The sequence below is a fragment of the Propioniciclava tarda genome (assembly GCF_900182665.1).
Classification (GTDB): domain Bacteria; phylum Actinomycetota; class Actinomycetes; order Propionibacteriales; family Propionibacteriaceae; genus Propioniciclava; species Propioniciclava tarda.
On record NZ_FXTL01000010.1, the window covers coordinates 60,991 to 73,752 of the forward strand.

A 12,762-nucleotide genomic window follows, 5' to 3' on the forward strand; every position below is an offset into this window, starting at 1 on the left:
ATGGGTGTGTACGCGGGCCCGACCCTGATCATCATCCCCGGACTCGTCACGATGCTCTGGGCGATCCTCGCCATCCGGAAGGTGACGGCGGCGAAGCGCTGGACGATCGTCGCGGGCACGATCATCGGACGCGACCGGGACGCCCACGGGCCGATCGACGTCGTCGAGTACCCCCTGCCCGAGGGCGGCACGCGACGCCTACACCCGGAGCCCCACGGCCAGTACGTATCGGGACGCCCCCTCGGCACGCAGGTCACGGTGTGGCGGGACCCCCAGGACGCGCTCGAGGCCGTCTTGGAGCTGCCGCGGCTGGAACGCTTCGCCGGCCAGTTCGTGGTCGGCGTCCTCGGAGCGTTCTTCTTCTTCGGCGGGCTGATCTGGGCGGGCCTGATCTGGGCCCTGGTCAGCCGCTAGTTCGAGATCGGGTCGTCGATCGTCGGCCCATCGGCCGGCGGTGGCGTCGACTTTGCCCTCGCGAACGGGTTCGACAGCGAGCCGAAGCCATCACCCGCGTCCGGGGCCTCCGGATGTTCCGTGCCGGACGCCTCCGCGCCGGCTGCCCGGGGGCGGCGTCCGAAGGCCGCGAAGACCACCTTCTCCATCGCCGGGTCGGCGTCCCAGGCGGCCTTCATCGCCGTCGAGAACTCGGACGCCTTCGCCTGGGGATCCTTGGCCTTGGTCAGGGCCCGACCCACGACGACGCGGCGGCAGCCCGCCTTGATCAGCAAGTCGAGGTAGTCGACCGTGATGCCGCCGGCCGCGAACCACGGCTTCGAGGCCGGGTCGCCCTGGGGGGCCTTCGCAGCGGCGTACTCGACCGAGGACAGGTCCGCGGTGACGATCAGGACGTCGATGCCGGGGTCGGCCAGGGCGGCGTCGATGTCGGCGCGCGAGTGGCACGACCGGCCGATCAGCGCGTACTCGTGGATCCGGCGCCGGGCGCGGGCAGCCGACACGCCGTCGTCGGGCAGGACGAGCATGTCGGCCAGGAACTCCCCGGCCAGGTCGGCGTCCGACCAGACGGACACGATCGCCTGCCGCGGCGCGGCGGCCTTGCGCAGGGTGGCCAGGGCCGCGAGGGCGTCCTTGGTGCTGAGCGACGGGTCGGCCAACTGGACGATGTCGACCCCGCCGCCGCAGAGTCCGTTGACGAATCCTGCGAGGTCTTTCGAGCGGACGCGGGCGTCGGTCACGCACAGGAGTCGGGCGGTCTTGAGGCGGGTGTCCAGACCCAGCAGCGCAGTCACGGAGCACAGCATATTGGCCCCCCGCGGCGGGTCGCGTTCGGTGATGAATGACCTCGTCACCTAGAGTTGCCGCCAGGTTCGACCATGCACCACTTCCCCGACCCATGGCCGAAAGATTGCTTTGAACGTGCGCCGCGGTGACCCCATCTTGGGCTCCACTCTCGACGATCGCTATCAGATCGTCCGTCGCATCGCGCGCGGAGGCATGGCGACCGTGTTCGAGGCCACCGACCTGCGCCTGTCCCGGACCGTGGCCGTCAAGATCATGCACCCCGGCCTGGACGAGGACGGGGACATCGCCTCGCGCTTCGACACCGAGGCGCGGGCCGCGGCGCTGCTCTCCCACCCCAACGTGGTCGCGGTCTTCGACCAGGGGCACGACGAGGGGCGTCCCTACATCGTGATGGAGTACGTCCGTGGCATCACGCTGCGGCAGCTCATCACGCTCGAGGCACCGTTCCCGACGGTGCAGGCACTCGAACTCTTCGAGCCGGTCGTGGCCGCGCTGGCGGCCGCCCACGCCGCCGGGATCATCCACCGTGACGTCAAGCCCGAGAACGTCCTGATCTCGACCGACGGCCACATCAAGGTCGCCGACTTCGGGCTGGCGCGAAACGTGACCGCCGCCTCCGTGGCCGAGGGTGGCGTCGTCATCGGCACGGTCAGTTACATCGCGCCCGAGTTGGTCTCGCGCGGACAGGCGAGCACGCGCTCCGACGTCTACTCGCTCGGCATCCTGCTCTACGAGCTGCTCACCGGCGTGAAGCCGCATCGGGGCGCCACGCCGCTCGAGATCGCGTACGCGCACGTCCACCGCCCGGTCCCCGTGCCGTCCGCGGCGCCGCGCACGGCCGAGCCGGTGCCGGACTACCTGGACGCCCTCGTCCGCACGACCACCATCCGGACGCCCGCGCGCCGCCAGACCGACGCCGGCGTCCTGCTGGATCAGGTCCGGGGAGCGCGGACGGCCGCTACCCACGGGGTGCCGGACTCCGGAGCGCTCCTCGCGCTGATGACGGCCTCGACGCGTCACGGTGTCGACCAGGCGAGGGAGTCCCTCCCTGAGCTCGTCACCGCCGCCCCCCGCTCGGCCGTCTCGGCGTCCTCGGTCGACTCCCGCGAGGCCGCGTCGATGCCGGAAGCCGCCCGCTGGCTGCCGCGTCTGCGTGAGCTGCGCCTCGCTCGCCTCGGGTCCCCGTCGTCGCCGGGCATTCCGGACGCCGACGCGTCCGCCAGGCCCGCGCCGATCTCCCCCTACTCGCCGCCGTCGCGCCCGCAGGTCATCACCCCGAGCCAGTGGGTCCAGAGCCCCATGCACCGGCGCCGTCGCCTCGTCGCCGCGGTGGCGTCCCTGATCGTGGTCGGGACGCTGCTGCTGGGCACCTGGTGGGCGACGGCCGGACGCCTCCCCGCCGTCCCCGCGGTGAAGGGCCTCGAACAGCCGGGCGCGAGGACGGCGCTCGCCGAGGCGGGCCTAGCCGCCACGTTCGTCCGGGAGTACTCCGAGACCGTGCCCCCGGGCATCGTGCTGCGGACGGATCCCGCGAGCGGCGCCCACCTCGCGCCGGACTCGGTCGTCATCGTCTACCTCTCCCAGGGCGCCCAGCTGTACGACGTCCCGCTGCTCAAGGGCAAGACCCGAGATCAGGCGCTCGGGGCCCTGGCGGACGCGAGCCTCGTCGCCGGGGCGATCACGGAGGCTTACGACCCCAAGGTCCCCGCGGGGACGGTCCTCAGCCAGGCCACCCCCGCTGGCACCGCCCTGCACCGCGGCTCGGGCGTCGACTTCGTGCTCTCCAAGGGCATCGAGCCCGTGGACCTCGCGGACTGGTCCGGCAAGCCCGCAGCGGACGCCAAGGCGGCCCTCATCGGAGCCGGGCTGAAGGTCAAGAGCACCGAGGCCATCTCGCCGACCGTGGCGAAGGGCGGTGTGGTCTCGCAGTCCCCCGCGCCCGGTCAGGTGCACAAGGGCGACACGGTGACGCTCGTGATCTCCAAGGGTCCGGCGCAGGTCGTGGTCCCGGACGTCCGCAAGCTCGACGCCGCCGCCGCGACCGCGAAGTTGGAGGCCGCCGGTTTCACGGTCACGACCGCCCCGTCCCCGACGAAGGCAGGCGTCCCGGGCACGGTCGTGTCCACGGACCCGGCCTCGGGACGCCGCGTCGACGCCGGCTCGCCGGTCACGATCTTCATCGGCTGAGCAGCACTTCGTCGCTACCCTGGGCCCCATGCGCCAGGACACCCCCTTCGGCTCCGCCTTCTCGCCCGTGGAGTTCTTCGTGGTGATCGCCGGCGTTGTGGCCGTCGTCGTGATCGGCATCTTCGTCGCCCGGGCGGTGATCCGCGCGATGTACCGGGCGAAGGTCGGCGCGTTCGGCTGGGACTACGAGCCGAGCCCCGGACTCGAGACCGTGTACGGCCTGAACTGCCCACCCTTCGGCCTCGGACGCCAGCGCAGGGTCGAGGACCGGATCACCGGACGGACGGCGTCCGGTGTGGACTTCGTCGCCGTCCGCTACCGCAGCGACGTCAGCGGCTGGCAGTTCGTCGCGGCACTGGACCTGGGCGCCGCCTACCCCGAGGCCCAGCTGGCGCCGGCCGGTCGGGAACGCAGGGGCGTCGCTGGCCAGCGTCTCGATGTCGACGGCTGGTCCGTCGTCGGCGCGGACGCCACCTGGACCCAGGCCGTCGCCGCGAGCGTGCCGCCCGCAGCCCACCTGCTGCGCAAGCTGCTGCCGAGCGCGACCCTCAGCGTCGACGGCCGCCGGCTCACCGTCGCGCCCGTTCCCAGCGACCCTGAGCTGTTGCTCCCGGTGCTGAACTGCGCGGCAGAGATCGTCGCGATCATCCGGTCGCTGCCCGCCGGAGCCCCGGGTCCGGTGCCGGCGGAGCTGAGCTTCTACGGCCGACCCACCTGGATCTACCGTCCCCAGGACGACGCCTGGCTGGCCAGCGTCCCCTTCTCCGGCGCGGGCCACGCCCACGAGGCCAAAGAGGTCATCATCGGACGCCGCGGCGCCCTGCAGTTGGTCGCCTTCACCCACCACTGGGACACGACCGAGACCCGCACCACCACCGACGCCAACGGCAACAGCCACACCGAGACGTACACCGCGCATCACACCGAGCCCGCCGCCGCGATCTTCCTCGACTTTCCGTTCCGCGACCTCAGCCTGAACTGGGGCATGTTCGGCGGACGCCTCGGGCGCAAGATCGCCTTCGAGAGCGAGGACTTCAACCGCCGCTATCGCGTGAACGCCGACGACGACCGCTTCGCGTACGACGTCATCCATCCGCAGCAGATGGAGTGGCTGCTGGCCATCGACGCGCCCGCCTTCTCGATCGACTCAGGGCGCATGGACCTGGTGGTCCCGGACACCGACTTCCCCACGCTGGACGACCGGCTCAATTTTGCGGCCGCCTTCTTCGGACGCCTCCGGCCCTACACCTGGGAGTCGCTGGGCCTGCGCACCCCGCCCGCCCTCAGTTAGCGAGCAGGTCGCCGACGATCGCCCCGGCCCGGGCGCAGTCCTCGACCGACACGTCCAGGTGCGTCACCGCGCGGATCATCTTCGGCCCGAGGGCCGAGATCCGGACGCCGCGGGCGGCGGCCGCCTCCACCACCGCAGCCGGCTTGGTGCGCTCGGTCGAGGCCACCACGATGTTCGTCTCGGGATACTTCACGGCGTGCGGCGCCCTCGCCTCCACAGCCTCCGCGAAGGCCTGAGCGGCGGCGTGGTCGTCGGCGAGGCGTCCGATGTTGTGCTCCAGGGCGTACAGGCCGGCGGCGGCCAGCAGCCCCGCTTGGCGCCAGCCGGCGCCCAGCCTCTTGCGCAGGACGCGGGCTCGCGCGATCTCGGACGCCGTCCCGACGAGCACCGAGCCGACGGGCGCGCCGAGCCCCTTGGACAGGCAGACCGAGACGGTGTCGAAGAGGCGTCCGTAGGTGTCGAGCGGGACGCCGGTCGCGACGTGCGCGTTCCACAGCCGGGCGCCGTCGAGGTGCACCTTGACGCCGAGGTCGTGGCAGATCCGCGTCACGCGCTGCAGCCCGGGCAGCGGCTGGATCGTGCCGCCACCGAAGTTGTGCGTGTTCTCCAGCGCGACGCAGCGCGTCGAGACCAGGTACGGGCCGGCGTCCGGCTCGAGCAGGTTCGTGATCTGGGCGGCGTCCGCGACGCCGTCGTTGGTCACCCAGGTGCGCATCGTCACGCCGTGCAGGGCTCCGTGCGCGCCCATTTCGGCGCGGGCGATGTGCGCGCGTGCGTCGCAGAGCACCTCCTCGCCCGGACCGACGTGGAGCGCGACCCCGAGCTGGTTGGCCAACGATCCCGTCGCGGTGAAGAGCCCCGCCTCGTGCCCCAGCAGGGCCGCGACACGCGCCTCCAGCTCGTGGACGGTCGGGTCCTCGTCGTAGACGTCGTCCCCCACGGACGCCGACGTCATGGCCGCGCGCATGCCCGCGCTGGGCTGGGTGAGGGTGTCGCTCCTCAGGTCGATGACGGACGCGACGCTCATGCCAGTTCGTGCGGCTCGAAGGCCTGCACCGGGTTCTCGCCGCGGGCGATCATGTCGTCGTTGAGCCGCTGGGCCAGGTAGAACGCCAGCTCCAGCGACTGGTTGCGGTTCAGCCGGGGGTCGCACGCCGACTCGTACGCCTGCGCGAGGTTCTCTTCCGACAGCTCCTGCGCGCCGCCGACGCATTCGGTGACGTCGTTGCCGGTGAGCTCGACGTGAACGCCGCCGGGCCAGGTGCCCAGCGCGGCATGCACGTCGAAGAAGCCGTCGACCTCGGCCCAGACCCGGTCGAACGAGCGCGTCTTGTAGCCGTTGGACGTGCTGAAGGTGTTGCCGTGCATCGGATCGCAGACCCAGGCGACCTTGCGGCCGGTGGCCTCGACCGCCTCCACGATGGGCGGCAGCACGTCGCGGACCTTGTCGGCCCCCATCCGCGAGATCAGCGTGAGGCGTCCGGGCTCGTGCTGGGCGTCCAGTCGCTCGACGAGCGCGACGGCGTCCGACGGCGAGACGGTGGGGCCCACCTTGACCCCGATCGGGTTGCGCAGGCGCGACAGCAACTCGACGTGCGCGCCGTCCAGCTGCCGCGTCCGCTCGCCGATCCACAGCATGTGGCCCGACGTGCCGTACGGCGTTCCGGTGCGCGAGTCGATGCGGGTCAGGGCGTGCTCGTACTCCATCAGCAGCGCCTCGTGCGAGGCGTAGTAGTGGATCGTGCGCAGCTCGTCGCCACCGATGCCACACGTGATCATGAAGGCCAGAGCGCGCTCGATCTCGGCCGCCAGCGCCTCGTAGCGGGCCTCGATCGCCGAGGAGCGGACGAACTCGGAGTTCCACGAGTGGACCGTCCGCAGGTCGGCGAAGCCGCCGTTGACGAACGCGCGCACCAGGTTGAGCGTCGCCGCCGAGGCGTTGTAGACCTCCACCAGCCGCTGCGGATCGTTGCGCCGGGACGCCTCGTCGAAGTCGAGGCCGTTGACGGCGTCCCCGCGGTACGACGGCAGCGTGACGCCCTCGCGGGTCTCCGAGTCGCTGCTGCGGGGCTTGGCGTACTGGCCCGCGATGCGTCCGACCTTGACCACCGGCACCTGGGCCGCGTACTGCAGGACCAGCGCCATCGACAGCTGGACGCGCAGCGAGTTCTTGATGTTGACGGCCGTCACGTTGTCGAACGTCTCGGCGCAGTCCCCCGCCTGCAGGATGAACGCGCGGCCCGCGGCGGCTTCGGCGATCCGCCCGCGGAGCTCATCCACCTCGCCCGCGAACACCAAGGGCGGACGCCGCCGCAGCGCCTCCACGACGCGCCCGACCTCGGACGCGTCCGGGTACTGGGGCTGCTGGGCAGCCCCGAGCGCGTGGAGGTCAGACAACGACGGGTAGGGCGAAGACACGCCGGTCATGGTAGCCCGCGGCCGGAGCCCGGGCGTCGCTGTCCGCTGCCCGCGAATCAGTCGGACGCCGTCGCGCACGGCTCAGGGACGGCCAGCCCCAGGCCGGGACGGGCCGCGACGCGGGCGTCCGCCTCCTCGACGGTCATGCCGCCGTACTTGATCGACGTGCCGTAGGCGTCCACGTAGGTCTGCCCGGACAGCTCCATGATCGCGTTCATGATCTCGTCGGTGACCCACCGGATGACGGCGCGGTCGTCCTGGCAGCCGGCGTAGCGGCTGAAGTCGAGGGGGCGTCCGAAGGTGACGACGGGGTGATCGGCCATCGGGATCGCGCCGAACAGCTTGCCCGTGATCTCGTTGTGGGTGATGGCGCACGGCACGACCGGCACGTTGGCCGCCAGCGCGAGGCGGGCGACGCCGGTCTTGCCCTTGTAGAGGCGTCCGTCGACCGAGCGGGTGCCCTCGGGATAGATGCCGGCGATTCCACCGTCCTTGAGCACCTGCAGCACCGGGCCCAGCCCGTCGAGCGCGGCGCGTCCGCCGGTGCGGTCCAGCGGAACCTGCCCCACGGCCTTGACCGCCCACGCGATCACGGTCTGGGGGATGCCCTTGAGGCCTTTGCCGGGGATGAACAGCTCACGCTTGGCGGGGTAGGTCACCGGACGCTTGATGAGCGCCGGCATCATGTAGGTCTCGGTCGCCGAGGTGTGATTGCAGGCGATGATGGCGCCCCCGGACGACGGGATGTTCTCGGTGCCGACCGCCTTGGCCTTGTAGGCGAGCTTCACGAACGGGCGGACGAGGGAGTACTTGAAGAACGAGTACCACGACATGGGCGACCTCCTTGGACCGCCATAGCGTAGCCAGTGCGGCTGGGAGCCTACGATGCGCTCATGGCACAGCGTCCCTCCACCGAGTCCTACGCCGCCGGCGACGGACGCATCGGCGTCCTCTTCGTCCACGGCTTCACCGGCAGCCCCGCGTCCCTGCGCACCTGGGCCGAGCGGACGGCCGCGGCGGGCTACCGAGTCTCGCTCCCCCGGCTGCCCGGCCACGGCACTCGCTGGGAGGACCTCGCCGTCACGTCCTGGCAGGACTGGTACGCCTGCGTCGAGCGGGCCTTCGCTGAACTCAAGGCGTCCTGCGATCAGGTCTTCGTGGCGTCCCTGTCGATGGGCGGGGCTCTGTCGCTGATGCTCGCCGAGAAGCGTCCGTCGGAGGTCGCAGGGCTGATGCTGGTGAACCCGGCCGTCACGGTCGCGAGCCCGCTCGTGCCGCTGTCCGGCGTTCTCAAGCACGTGGTCAAGTCGGTCAAGGGCATCGCCAACGACGCCGTCCTCGACATCGACGAGGGCGCCTACGAGCGGACGCCAATCGCGTCCGTCCACGCCATGTACAAGCTGTGGGGCGAGTTGCGTCCGTACCTGGATCTGGTGGAGTGCCCGCTGGTGATCTTCCGCTCCGCCGTCGACCACGTCGTGCCGCCGGCGTCCGTCGAGATCATCACCCGGCAGGTCTCCTCAGCCGAGGTGACCGAGCACGTGCTGGCCAACAGCTACCACGTGGCCACCATGGACAACGACGCCGACTTCATCATCGACACCAGCCTGGAGTTCCTGGCCGCGCACTCCTAGGGCAGGCTCGCCAGGTAGGTGGCGGTGAGTTCGGCCTCGGTCGGGCGTTCCGGCGCCGTCCAGTCGAGCAGCCAGTCCAGCACCGCCGGACGCCCCCAGCGCGCGGTTGCCGCGTCCACGGCATGGGCGCTCAAGGCGTAGGCGCGGGCTGCGTCCGGACCGTTCAGCTCCGCTGCCGTGGGCAGGGCGGTCGGCCGCGGCGAGGATCTGAAGAGGCCGTCGTTTCTCAGCTTCGTCGCCCGATCGGACGCCGCCGCGACCGACTCGGCGAGGCCCTCGCTGAGCCACAAGGGAGCCCGCAACGTCGGCGTGCGCAGCACGACATGGACGCCTTCGTGGACGAGCACGGTGGTGAGTTCGTCGGTGCTCAGTCCGGCGATCGCCAGCCGGTTGAGGACGATCCGCGGCGCGGAGTCGGCCGAGGCCATCACCGTGACGGCCTGCGTGCGTGCGGCCACGTCGGCGCCCAGACCGGTGACCGCAGCGAAGGCGTCCAGGGTGGACGGGACGCCGACGACCAGGCTGCCGTCCCAGGAGGTCACGGCGGCTCGCAGCTCTGACGTGGCCAGCAGGTGGACGGCTCGCTCCGCGGCGGTGAGCAAGCCCCGCGCGTCGCTGCCCGCGCTGGAGCCGCCCACGATGACTCCCACCTGATCGCCGGGCAGCATGGTGATGGGTTCAGCGAGCCACAACGGCCGGGCGGGGCCGCGGGGCGCGAGCCGGACGATGCGCCCGTCGACCAGCCACGGCACGACCTGCTCGACGGCGCCCAGGATCTCTCCGGGACCGCACCACTCGACGACCAGGGCGTCGCCCTGCGCGGTGAGGTCGATCACGCCGAGCGCGATCAGGTTGCGCCACAGCAGACCCGACAGCCTCAGGCCCTCGGCGTCCGGCGTGAAGATCCCGGCGAACCGGGCGGCATTGGCCGTGCGGAGCGCATTGCTCAGGTCGGACGCCAGCTCGGGGGTGCTGGAACGCTCACGTGGCCCGGCCGGTGGAGCGCAACCGGCCAGAGACGCGGAAGCCGCCGCAGCTAGGAGGAGGCTGCGGCGGCGGAGTCCGGGCTGTGTCGCGATAGGCGTCAGCTTACGCGGCGTGCTCCGGCGAAGTAGATCCCGTAGCCGAGCCACTGGCTGACGGGCGTGATCACCACGCCGACTCGCGGGTTCTGCGCGTGGATCATCATGCCGTCGCCGACGTAGAGCGCGACGTGGTGGATCGGGCTGTACCAGAACAGGAGATCGCCCGGCTGCAGGTCGGAGCGGGACACCGAGCGTCCGATCCCCGACTGAGCGGACGACGAGTGGGGCAGCGAGATGCCGGCCGCGCGGTAGGCGGACAACGTGAACCCCGAGCAGTCGAACGCGTTGGGACCCTCCGCCGCCCACACGTACCGGTCGCCGAGGTGGGCTCGGGCGAACGCGACGGCCTTGGCGGCAGCCGATGACGGCGCCCCCGCATCGGCCACCGGAGTCGCAGCCGGGGCCGGGGCGACGGCCTTCGCGGCCGGGGCCGAGGGAGCGGCCGCGGCCGGTGCAGCCGCGGCCGCAGGAGCTGCAGCTGCGGGGGCTGCAGCCTGGGCTGCAGCGGCAGCTGCGGCCTGAGCAGACTGAATCTGGTCGAGGGCGGCGCGCTGCTCGGCAGACAAGCTGGACACCAAGTCCTGGGCCTCGGCGAGGCTGCGCTCGGCTTCGGCTTCGGCCTGGGCCATCTGCGTGGCCGCCGCCGTGGTCCGGGCAGCCTCGGCGTCCGCAGCGCGCTTGAGGTCGCCGAGGTTGGCCTGCTCGGCCTGGTACCGCTGCAGGACGTCGTTCATGTTCTCGTCGACCTTGGACGCCGTCGAGATCTGCTGCAGGAACGATTCGGGATCGCCCGACACGAACAGCTGGGCCGTCTGATCGACGCCGGCGTTCTGGAAGGCGGCGCGGGCGAAGCCGGCCGCCTGCTTGTGCAGCGCCTCGACCTTGGCCGCCTGGGCTGTCACGTCGGCCTGCAGAGCCGCGGCCCGCTGCGCGGAGGCCTCCTGCTCGATCTTGGCCTGGCCGTACTTCTCCTCGAGATCGCCGACGAGAGCATCGAGGCGATCGAGCTCGGCCTGGGCCGAAGCCAGAGAGCGGTTCGCGGCGGCGGCAGCCGATCGCGCCTGCGCCAAGTCAGAGGCCGGATCCGCGTTGGCCATGCTCGCCCCCCCAGTGAGCACCAACGACGTCGCCAGCAAGCCGGACAAGGCGGCTAGGACGGGCTTGCGAAACATCATGATGGCTGAAGGCTCCTTCTGGTCCAGGACAGCCTTGGCTTGCCAGGGGAAGCGAAGCGGCCAAAGTTCCTGAACGAAACCTTAACTCACCTGAGAGAATCTGCCAAGCTCTCAGGAAATATTCAGCCGGTGACGCGCACCGCGCCCGAGTACGGGGCGCCGTAGGAGTCCAGCGACTGCATGACGACGCCGACGCGCGGGTTGCGCGCGTGGACGACCATGCCGTTGCCCACGTACATGCCAACGTGGTGGATCGGGCGGTACCAGAAGACCAGGTCGCCGGTCTGCAGGTCGCCCCGAGCGACGGGACGGTAGCTGCGCGAGAGGCCGATCGCCGAGTGCTCGATGGAGATTCCCGCGGTGGCGTACGCGGCCAGCATCAGACCGGAGCAGTCGAAGGCGCTCGGCCCGGCCGCGCCCCACACGTAGCGAGAGCCGACGTGAGCGATCGCGTAGGCGGCCGCCTTCTGCCCGGCCGCCGTGCCGCCCGACATGGTCGAGGTGGACGCCGCACCGGCGGGCGCCGCGGCCGCTGCGGCGGCGGCATTGGTGGTCACGGCAGTGTCCGCCTCAACGGCGGCGCGTTGCTCGGCGCTCAGTTGGCTCAGCAGGGCCTGCTGGTCCGCCAACTTCGCCTTGGCCTGCTCGGTCGCCTTCGCCATGGCCTGGACGGCCTCGGTCGCCTTCGCGGCTTCGGCGTCCGCCGCACGCTTGAGGTCGACCAGGTTGGCCTGCTCGGACTGGTAGCGCACGAGGAGGTCGTTCATGTTCTCGTCGACCTTGGACGCCGTCGAGATCTGCTTCATGAAGGATTCGGGATCGCCCGACACGAACAGCTGGGTGGTCTGGTCGACGCCGGCGCTCTGGAAGGCGGCCCGGGCGAAGCCGGCGGCCTGCTTGTGCAGCGCGTCCACGCGAGCCGTCTGGGCGGTCACGTCCGCCTGCAGCGCCGCAGCGCGCTTCGCGGACGCCTCCTGGACGACCTGAGCCTGCTTGTACTGCTCTTCGAGCTGGCCGACCTGCTCGTCCAGGGCATCGAGGGTGGCGCGGGCCGAGGCAACCGTCTGGCCGGCAGCGGCACCGGCCGCAGCGGTCACGGGATCGGCGCTGGCGATCGCGGAGTTGCCGACGAGGGCCAGCGAGGTCGCCAACGTGCACGCAGCAGCGGACAACAAGAACTTACGACCACGTGACAGCACGGATTGATTCTCCTCAGAAGGCAAGTTTCAGGTCCTCGCCAGCCGGGGAAGGGTCATGCAGCCAGGTTCCTGAGAAGTAGCTTAAGCGAACTGGGCCGGAATTGACGAATCCCTCAGGAAACCTGTGGAAAGCGCCCGGCTCTGAGACCTCCGAGGTTCAGCCCAGCGCCTCCCACGCGGGGGGCGCCAACGGCGCCACCAGCCTGAGCGGCGGCAGCAGGCCGGAGTCGGCGAACAGGCCCAGGACCCGTTGCTCCTCGTCGCTCAAGATGGGCGGCGCCGTCGCGTCCGGCACCCCCAACAGCGCAGAGATCACGCAGTCTCCGCACGACCGCCCACGCACCTCGCAGGTGTCGCAATCAACGATCATCATGTCCATGACCCCATGGTGGCCACCCCCTCCGACAGTTTCTGAAAGGCGGTGGTCAGACGGGTCGGGAGCGGCCTCTTCCATCCGCTAGATCTGACGGACGAAAGAATCGCGGAGCGCCTGAGCGGCCGCGACCGTCGACT

At 71.0% G+C, this 12,762-nt stretch carries 12 protein-coding genes and 1 pseudogene; 5 read left to right on the forward strand and 8 right to left on the reverse strand.

Going from position 1 to position 12,762, the window contains the following annotated elements:
- A complete protein-coding gene (locus tag FN821_RS08850) occupies window positions 1-414 on the forward strand; it encodes a DUF3592 domain-containing protein (RefSeq protein ID WP_131172236.1) in 414 nt (137 codons plus the stop codon).
- On the opposite strand, the gene FN821_RS08855 is transcribed toward FN821_RS08850, so the two are convergent.
- Window positions 411-1,247 (reverse strand): thiamine phosphate synthase, encoded by an 837-nt coding sequence (locus tag FN821_RS08855; protein WP_165489312.1) that lies wholly within the window; start codon window positions 1,245-1,247, stop codon window positions 411-413. The genes FN821_RS08850 and FN821_RS08855 overlap by 4 nt on opposite strands.
- Before the next feature lie 127 nt (window positions 1,248-1,374).
- On the opposite strand from FN821_RS08855, the pseudogene pknB reads away from it, so the two are divergent.
- The 3 genes and pseudogenes from pknB to FN821_RS08865 form a co-directional block, all read left to right on the forward strand.
- Window positions 1,375-3,234, forward strand: a pseudogene (gene pknB / locus FN821_RS08860) (Stk1 family PASTA domain-containing Ser/Thr kinase); the annotation flags it as partial.
- Between the two features lie 27 nt (window positions 3,235-3,261).
- Window positions 3,262-3,447 (forward strand): PASTA domain-containing protein, encoded by a 186-nt coding sequence (locus tag FN821_RS15115; protein WP_483407046.1) that lies wholly within the window; start codon window positions 3,262-3,264, stop codon window positions 3,445-3,447.
- 28 nt (window positions 3,448-3,475) lie between these two features.
- Complete coding sequence (locus FN821_RS08865) at window positions 3,476-4,738, forward strand: hypothetical protein (RefSeq protein WP_131172233.1); 1,263 nt, start codon at window positions 3,476-3,478, stop codon at window positions 4,736-4,738.
- Here FN821_RS08865 and FN821_RS08870 read toward each other — a convergent pair.
- From FN821_RS08870 to FN821_RS08880, 3 genes are read right to left on the reverse strand one after another with little or no spacing between them, the layout of a single operon-like run.
- On the reverse strand, window positions 4,731-5,765 hold the full coding sequence (locus FN821_RS08870; RefSeq protein ID WP_131172232.1) for a threonine aldolase family protein: 1,035 nt from the start codon (window positions 5,763-5,765) through the stop codon (window positions 4,731-4,733). The two genes, FN821_RS08865 and FN821_RS08870, sit on opposite strands and share 8 nt — an antisense overlap.
- Window positions 5,762-7,165, reverse strand: a complete 1,404-nt coding sequence (locus FN821_RS08875; RefSeq protein WP_131172231.1) for a class II 3-deoxy-7-phosphoheptulonate synthase — start codon at window positions 7,163-7,165, stop codon at window positions 5,762-5,764. The genes FN821_RS08870 and FN821_RS08875 overlap by 4 nt, the downstream gene beginning before the upstream one ends.
- A gap of 47 nt (window positions 7,166-7,212) precedes the next feature.
- Entirely contained in the window at window positions 7,213-7,989 is a 777-nt protein-coding gene (locus FN821_RS08880; protein WP_131172230.1) for a lysophospholipid acyltransferase family protein, read from the reverse strand.
- Between the two features lie 60 nt (window positions 7,990-8,049).
- Between FN821_RS08880 and FN821_RS08885 the strand changes: the two genes are divergently transcribed.
- The gene (locus FN821_RS08885; protein WP_206662059.1) at window positions 8,050-8,790 is read left to right on the forward strand and encodes an alpha/beta hydrolase; all 741 of its coding nucleotides are present in this window, start codon (window positions 8,050-8,052) and stop codon (window positions 8,788-8,790) included.
- Here the strand turns inward: FN821_RS08885 and FN821_RS08890 are convergent.
- The 4 genes from FN821_RS08890 to FN821_RS08905 all read right to left on the reverse strand — a co-directional run bounded on the left by FN821_RS08890 (window position 8,787) and on the right by FN821_RS08905 (window position 12,628).
- Entirely contained in the window at window positions 8,787-9,923 is a 1,137-nt protein-coding gene (locus FN821_RS08890; protein WP_131172229.1) for a hypothetical protein, read from the reverse strand. The two genes, FN821_RS08885 and FN821_RS08890, sit on opposite strands and share 4 nt — an antisense overlap.
- Entirely contained in the window at window positions 9,875-11,050 is a 1,176-nt protein-coding gene (locus FN821_RS08895) for a C40 family peptidase (protein WP_131172228.1), read from the reverse strand. Before FN821_RS08895 ends, FN821_RS08890 begins: the two co-directional genes overlap by 49 nt.
- A 122-nt stretch (window positions 11,051-11,172) precedes the next feature.
- Window positions 11,173-12,249 carry a C40 family peptidase gene (locus FN821_RS08900; protein ID WP_131172227.1) on the reverse strand — a complete coding sequence of 359 codons (1,077 nt, stop codon included), beginning with the start codon at window positions 12,247-12,249 and terminating at the stop codon, window positions 11,173-11,175.
- A 157-nt stretch (window positions 12,250-12,406) separates the two neighbouring features.
- Entirely contained in the window at window positions 12,407-12,628 is a 222-nt protein-coding gene (locus FN821_RS08905) for a hypothetical protein (RefSeq protein ID WP_131172226.1), read from the reverse strand.
- Window positions 12,629-12,762 lie beyond the last annotated feature (134 nt).

Excerpts from the sequence above, each read along its gene's own strand:
- FN821_RS08850 (WP_131172236.1), top strand. The coding sequence starts at position 1 with ATGGGTGTGTACGCGGGCCCGACCCTGATCATCATCCCCGGACTCGTC.
- FN821_RS08865 (WP_131172233.1), top strand. The coding sequence starts at position 3,476 with ATGCGCCAGGACACCCCCTTCGGCTCCGCCTTCTCGCCCGTGGAGTTC.
- FN821_RS08870 (WP_131172232.1), bottom strand. The coding sequence starts at position 5,765 with ATGAGCGTCGCGTCCGTCATCGACCTGAGGAGCGACACCCTCACCCAG.
- FN821_RS08875 (WP_131172231.1), bottom strand. The coding sequence starts at position 7,165 with ATGACCGGCGTGTCTTCGCCCTACCCGTCGTTGTCTGACCTCCACGCG.
- FN821_RS08880 (WP_131172230.1), bottom strand. The coding sequence starts at position 7,989 with ATGTCGTGGTACTCGTTCTTCAAGTACTCCCTCGTCCGCCCGTTCGTG.
- FN821_RS08885 (WP_206662059.1), top strand. The coding sequence starts at position 8,050 with ATGGCACAGCGTCCCTCCACCGAGTCCTACGCCGCCGGCGACGGACGC.
- FN821_RS08895 (WP_131172228.1), bottom strand. The coding sequence starts at position 11,050 with ATGATGTTTCGCAAGCCCGTCCTAGCCGCCTTGTCCGGCTTGCTGGCG.
- FN821_RS08905 (WP_131172226.1), bottom strand. The coding sequence starts at position 12,628 with ATGGACATGATGATCGTTGATTGCGACACCTGCGAGGTGCGTGGGCGG.